Annotated in this window: 6 protein-coding genes; all 6 read left to right on the top strand. The window is 37.3% G+C overall.

Annotated elements, in window-relative coordinates:
• Positions 1–255 (top strand): hypothetical protein (locus DCC82_RS18390; protein ID WP_233253064.1); only part of this gene is annotated, 255 nt, incomplete at its 5' end.
• A gap of 59 nt (positions 256–314) precedes the next feature.
• Complete coding sequence (locus DCC82_RS16285; protein WP_097355078.1) at positions 315–968, top strand: radical SAM protein; 654 nt, start codon at positions 315–317, stop codon at positions 966–968.
• A gap of 2 nt (positions 969–970) precedes the next feature.
• Positions 971–3,076 carry a carbamoyltransferase C-terminal domain-containing protein gene (locus DCC82_RS16280; protein ID WP_097355077.1) on the top strand — a complete coding sequence of 702 codons (2,106 nt, stop codon included), beginning with the start codon at positions 971–973 and terminating at the stop codon, positions 3,074–3,076.
• Positions 3,077–3,131: 55 nt separating this feature from the next.
• Positions 3,132–4,223, top strand: a complete 1,092-nt coding sequence (locus DCC82_RS16275; protein WP_097355076.1) for a cytochrome P450 — start codon at positions 3,132–3,134, stop codon at positions 4,221–4,223.
• Positions 4,213–5,391, top strand: a complete 1,179-nt coding sequence (locus tag DCC82_RS16270; protein ID WP_097355075.1) for a metallopeptidase TldD-related protein — start codon at positions 4,213–4,215, stop codon at positions 5,389–5,391. Before DCC82_RS16275 ends, DCC82_RS16270 begins: the two co-directional genes overlap by 11 nt.
• 11 nt (positions 5,392–5,402) lie before the next feature.
• Complete coding sequence (locus DCC82_RS16265) at positions 5,403–5,921, top strand: hypothetical protein (protein WP_097355074.1); 519 nt, start codon at positions 5,403–5,405, stop codon at positions 5,919–5,921.
• The last annotated feature ends 62 nt before the right edge of the window (positions 5,922–5,983 follow it).

Genomic DNA, 5,983 nt, shown 5'->3' with positions numbered 1-5,983 from the left:
CGTCAACGTCGTTTTCCCTTATCGTATCAACGGTTTGCGACCATTGTAAAGATGTTTTGTCACGGATTCAGGATATATGAAAAAATGACAGGACATGTATGTGAACAGATTCCATTTAGCATTCGTACCAGCTTGGGATGCAAGTTCAAATGTAAATTCTGCAGTGGCGTTCCAAACTGGCTAAATTATCGCAAAAAGAGCCGCACACGTATTGAAAAAGAGCTCGAATCATTTGACAAGCATGTGGGGGGATAGGCAGGATTGCTTTCTTAGAAGACGAAATATTTACCCGAGATGTAGAGCATGTTCGTAATATGACAGAAGTATTCAAGAAGAAAAAGATATTTTTGGATGGGTTGTATACGCATTCTACCTTGTTGACACCCGATATTGCCCACATGCTCCAACAAGTGACGAATAAAGTTTACTTAGGATTAGACAATGCTGATGATAATATATTAAAGAAAATGGGCAAAGGACAAAAATTGGATACTGTCCTTAAAGCAATCGAAATTGCAAAAAAGGCACATTTAAAAGTCCATTTGGAATGGATTATTGGGACACCGGAAGAAACGGTAGATTCATTGATTACATCATTAGGAGCAATTTTTAATTTATTAATGACAGGTGCAGTAGAAGACATAAACAGTTATGTATATTGCCCGCATCCTGGAACGGAATATGCGGAAAATCATACAAAGTATGATTTATATATCATAGAAGATTTTGAAGGGATGCAAGAATCAGGCGGTTATCCTGCATTTGAAACACCTTATCTTTCGAGAAATCAGGTGTTTGCTGCTTACCTGATGAGTCAATTGGTTATAGCAGAGACAAAACTAGCACGAGAAATGTACGGACCGAAAAGTAAAGTCAGACCACCAAATCGTGAAGAGTTAAAGCAATTATTCGAAAAGATAGGGAAGGAGAGTTCTTTGTTCAAATCTATTGAGGGAATGAGGGGATAGACTTGGCAAGTGATATTTATATTTTAGGTGTCAGTATGTCCAATCATGATCGAGCAGCCTGTCTTTTGAAAAATGGACATGTACAGGCAGCAATTGCTGAGGAAAGGTTAGATCGAAGAAAGAAATCAGAAGGCTTTTATTCTGGTCAACATCGAGAGATTGTTTTGCCTCCGCTTGCCTCTATCACATACGTACTGCACAAAGAAGGTATTTCGTTAAACGATATTGATCTACTTGTTTGTGGCAGATCGATAAAAATGTGTAAGAATGAACTTTTGAAATATGTCCCCATCGATCCTAAGAAAGTGATCGAAATACCTTTGCCTGGCCATCACCTCTCTCATGCATACAGTGCTTATGGGACATGCCCCTTTGATGAAACGGCAGTACTTGTTATTGACGAACAAGGGCATCATACAAACGAACAATCATTTGAGAAATGTACATGGTTTGAAGGTCGTTCGGACAAACTTACAAAGATAAAATCATTTTTTGGAACAAAGAATGACTTAAGTTTAGGCATGTTTTACGATGCATTTGCTGCGCTAACAGGGCTAAGTGAGGCAGGGAAGCCTTCTGCAGGGAAGTTGATGGGTTTAGCACCTTTTGGGAAAGAACGGCCGGATTGGCCAGAATTGATTTCATGTAAAGATGGAAACACTTTCATATCTCTTGAACGGTTAGATGATTTTTTTGGGCATATACTTCCTGTTAGAAATGGAATGGAGAATATTAATGTTCAACATTTGGACGATTTGTTACTAAAATATATCCCTGTATCTTGGGATACTACCTTGGCTCAGGATCTTGCCTATAAGGCTCAGAAGGAACTAGAAAAAGCTGTTTTACATATTGCTGCTGAACTCTATAAACATACCACTGCCCAAACCTTATCATATGCAGGTGGAGTGGCTTTGAATTGTACAACAAACGCAAAACTAAAGCAAGTTGGTTGGAGAGATGTATATATCCATCCTGCAGCTACTGACGACGGGGCAGCAGTTGGACTAGCCATGTATGGCTGGATTGAAATTTTGAATCAAAGAAGAAAGCCTATTCCACGATTTTATCCGTTTACTGGAATAAAATATAAAGAGTCTGAGATACAAGACGCGCTAAAGAAATATGATCTTGAAGTTTATGTACAATCCGTAAAACCAGAGGAGAAAGGTGCTGAGATTCTTGCTAGCGGGAAGGTAGTTTGTTGGTTTCAAGGAGAAAGCGAATGGGGACCTCGAGCACTGGGAGCAAGAAGTATTCTTGCTGATCCTACACTTCCTGGGATTAAACAGAAAATAAACAAGATTAAACTCAGAGAACCTTTTCGGCCGTTCGGAATAAGCGGTACTCCGGACGGAATAGATGAACTAATCGATATCAGTGAAACCCCTGATTCCTTAAGCCCATATATGTTATCGCTTGGGATCATTAAAGACGATCGTTTAAAAGAAATGAAACATGTCGATGGTACAATACGATATCAAACCGTTTATAAAGACATTCAGCCTGTCTATTACAATTTAATTGAAAATTTTGGAGCCATCAAAGGGGTTTATGCCATTTTGAATACGTCTTTCAACGTCATGGGAGAACCTCTAGTTGAGAGCCCTGAAGATGCTGTACGGCAGTTTCTCCTTTCTGGTGCGGATGTTTTAATTATAGAAAATCATATGATCGAGTTGGCGAGAGTACCCGAGGATGTGATTAGCAAGTGTGTAGAACAAGCAAAAATGGAGACCCCTCATGATCCGCTTCAAGTAGCTCTTAGTATGGAGGCAGCAGGATATCCAGAGGAAGCACTCCGCTTTTTTATAGATAGTGGAGAAAAACAAAGCCGTAATATATTCCAGGGTTCCAATCAATTACGTCAATATCATGCTTTTATGATGAGACAAGCTATTCGACTTAATGACCAAAAACAAGCGAAATATCATGCAATTCAAATTTTGAAATATTCTGCATTTCCAACTGAGACAGGGCAAGCGGCTCAGTGGATGTCAAAATCTCTCGATGATGATTTACAATTAGTTGGTCAAGTAATAGGGCACATTGCTCCTTCTGGAGCTGCTTTTCGATATTTTCAATCAATTCTTGTCAAACATGAATAATGTACTTAAGTCTGGTGTATGATTAATCTTAATTAAAAAAAGGTGAAGGATAAATATGAATCGGAATATTTCTGAGCAAACCAATCAATCGTTTATTTACTTTGATAAAAAGGATAAGAAATGGATAGTAAACGGTTTGAAAGAGGCAAGGACCATACTTGAGTCTTCATCATTTCGAACAGCTAAAAAAGATGAGTTAGATCAAGATACGTCTAGTTTTTTCCTAGCCTTAAGCTTAGCCACGGAAGAAGATTTTCCAAGATTGAAAAAATCATTCTCTAAGAATTTTACCCCATCAAAAGTTTTGAGTTACAATAACGATTATTTTATACCCGTTGCTTTTTCCTTAGTTCGTCAGCTAAGCGGTAAAAATGAAATCCATTGTTTCAATGATTATGTCGAACCGTATTGTAGACAGGCGATTTTTCGTCTACTTGGTATAGAAATTGACATAGGAAATGAAATTTTGGCAAGTATTAAAGTTGCTCAACGCTATTTTCATGAGGAAGGTCCCTCATCGATCAAGGGAAAATTTATTTATAAAATGATTTGTAATAATATAGAAGAAATGTTGAATGGTAAAAGTCTAATATCAGATGATAATTCACTTATCCATAATATTCAAAAAGATCACAGCCTTTCTCAAAAAGAAAAAGTGGCTTTTATTTTTCCTTTTTTTGAAATGCTTGCTTCAAAAATGACTCATGAATTACCAGTGCATTTGATTATAAAGATAGCTTCTCATCGAGTGGTTCAACAAAGGGTCAGGGAACATCCAGAAGAGCTTAGTAAAGTAGTGCATGAAGTTGCTAGAGGACTTGAAGGGTTGATGTTAACGAGATTTGCCAAAGAAGATGTTGAAATTAATGGAAAACAAATAAAAAAAGGTGATAAAGTTGCTATTTCTATCACTCATACAAACAAAGATAATCGTGTTTTTAAGAATCCGACATCATTTAATCCTTGGAGATTGGAATTAAAAGAGAGTCTTTCCTTTGGTGCTGGTGAACATCGATGCTTGGGTAAAGGAATTGCTATCCATTTGTCAATGACGGCTGTACAGGCTCTTATAGATGTAACAGAGTTTATTGAACCGGGAGGGGATATCCATCATATCCAACCATTGTGGAAGCCGTTTGAAAAGTGATGGTATTAAGCGATATTTTGAAGAACACCGATATGATCAAAGTAAGACTGTCTACATAGGGATAAATTCGGAAAAAGTAATTTGTTCTCCGGAAAAAGAAGCAACTTCTATCTTTCAGCGGGTTTATAGTCCGCAGGAACAGTTATGGCGTCATCAACTAAAGAAAGGTGTCAAACCTCGTGACACAGTATATCTAGACTTGAGTATTTCTGAGAACATAATAAATGAATGCCAAAACCTGATTATCAATCATCATCCTGATTTATTCCAGGTCATGATTCAAGTGGAAAAAAGATATAGAGAGTATATAAACAGTGAAGGCATTTATCAAAAATCGACTTCCACTTGGTGTGAAGTAATGCTTCAATTCTCTTGTGATTCTGGAACACAATTTATAACTGATGGAACCCATAACCTTAACCAATTGGAAGAAATAATCAAGAGAAATGTTCAGCAATGGAAAGAAGATAATTACGATTATCTACCATTAATTGATATTAAATCCGTTTATAAGACAAATATATTTATTCTAAACCCAACCGTTAGTTCAGTTTTGTTTCATGAAATTATTGGGCATAGCAGTGAAGAAAATGCCCCCCATTATTATAAAGTATTTTGCGTAGGCCCAGAATACTTGCAAGTCAAAGCTAAGTATCCCGGAAATCAATCCTATGATGATGAAGGTATTCCAGTCCAGGAAATTTGTTTGGTCAAAAACGGAAGGCTTTATAAGAGAGTGACAGACCGTGAGACAGCCTTCCTTTATAATACTATTCCCTCAGGATTAGCACAGGCGGGAACCCATCAAGGAAAGCCAAGGGCGAGATGCTCCCATTTAAGAATCGAAGGAGGAAGTATAGAAGCTAATGAAGTTCTGCCAATTTTTAATCGGGCCGTTTATTGCCTTAATGCTAGTGGAGGAGAGTACTATGACGGCTTTTGTATTCTACAAATACACCACTCCGTTCTAATGGAAAAAGGAAGACCGTTAAAAAGGGTTTCTCCTTTTACGATGATAGTACCCCTTCAAGGATTAAATAATCATATTGAATGTGTATGTAAGCATACTGTTCCTGCACGTGCAGCTCGCTGCGTAAAACATTATGATTCGATCCCAACATACAACGAGGCACCAGTGACGATATTAAAAGATATTACCATATTGTAGGGGATGGAAAAATGGACTGGGAAATTCTCGAGATAGAAGTTCTGACTACAAGGCAAACAAGAACTGAAATAGAACATAAACATGAGAAATTTATGCGAGTACGCGTGATTTTACAAGGTCGACTTGGCGAAAGCATCACACTAGCAGGAGATAGAGATATAGATATAGATCGCGAGTTAAAAAGAGCTATGCATGAGGCACTGACAGGACCAAGAATTAATTTTAATTTCTGCTCGGATACAACTGTATCAAATCGATCATGGGATGAATGGGATCTTTTTCAAATAAAAGGTGATTTTCAGAGAGAGATGTTTGATGAACCATATCTAGTTGGTTTTTACCAGGAAAAAATCAAATTCCGTTTGAAAACTAGGAATGGTGCGTATATCGAAGATGGTACGATGAAAGAGAAATTTCAGTTTGGAATAAATACGGATAAAACCATATATCCAATGGGACTCGAAGATAAGGTGGATGAATATAATATTTGGGGGAAGTTGGAACATAAATTAATGGATAATGTAAATTAGCACATTATTTCAGAATCCCTTTTTCAAATTATTTCAGGCGGATTCGGAAATAATGTGCAAAA

The sequence above is a fragment of the Geobacillus sp. LYN3 genome (assembly GCF_003064505.1).
In the GTDB taxonomy this organism is placed as follows: Bacteria; Bacillota; Bacilli; order Bacillales; family Anoxybacillaceae; genus Parageobacillus_B; species Parageobacillus_B toebii.
Note: the sequence above shows the minus strand (reverse complement) of the source record. Positions and strands in the feature narration are given on the sequence as shown.

Bases quoted from the DNA above. Each gene is read 5' to 3' on its own strand.
- DCC82_RS16285 (WP_097355078.1), top strand. From the start codon at position 315: ATGACAGAAGTATTCAAGAAGAAAAAGATATTTTTGGATGGGTTGTAT.
- DCC82_RS16275 (WP_097355076.1), top strand. From the start codon at position 3,132: ATGAATCGGAATATTTCTGAGCAAACCAATCAATCGTTTATTTACTTT.
- DCC82_RS16265 (WP_097355074.1), top strand. From the start codon at position 5,403: ATGGACTGGGAAATTCTCGAGATAGAAGTTCTGACTACAAGGCAAACA.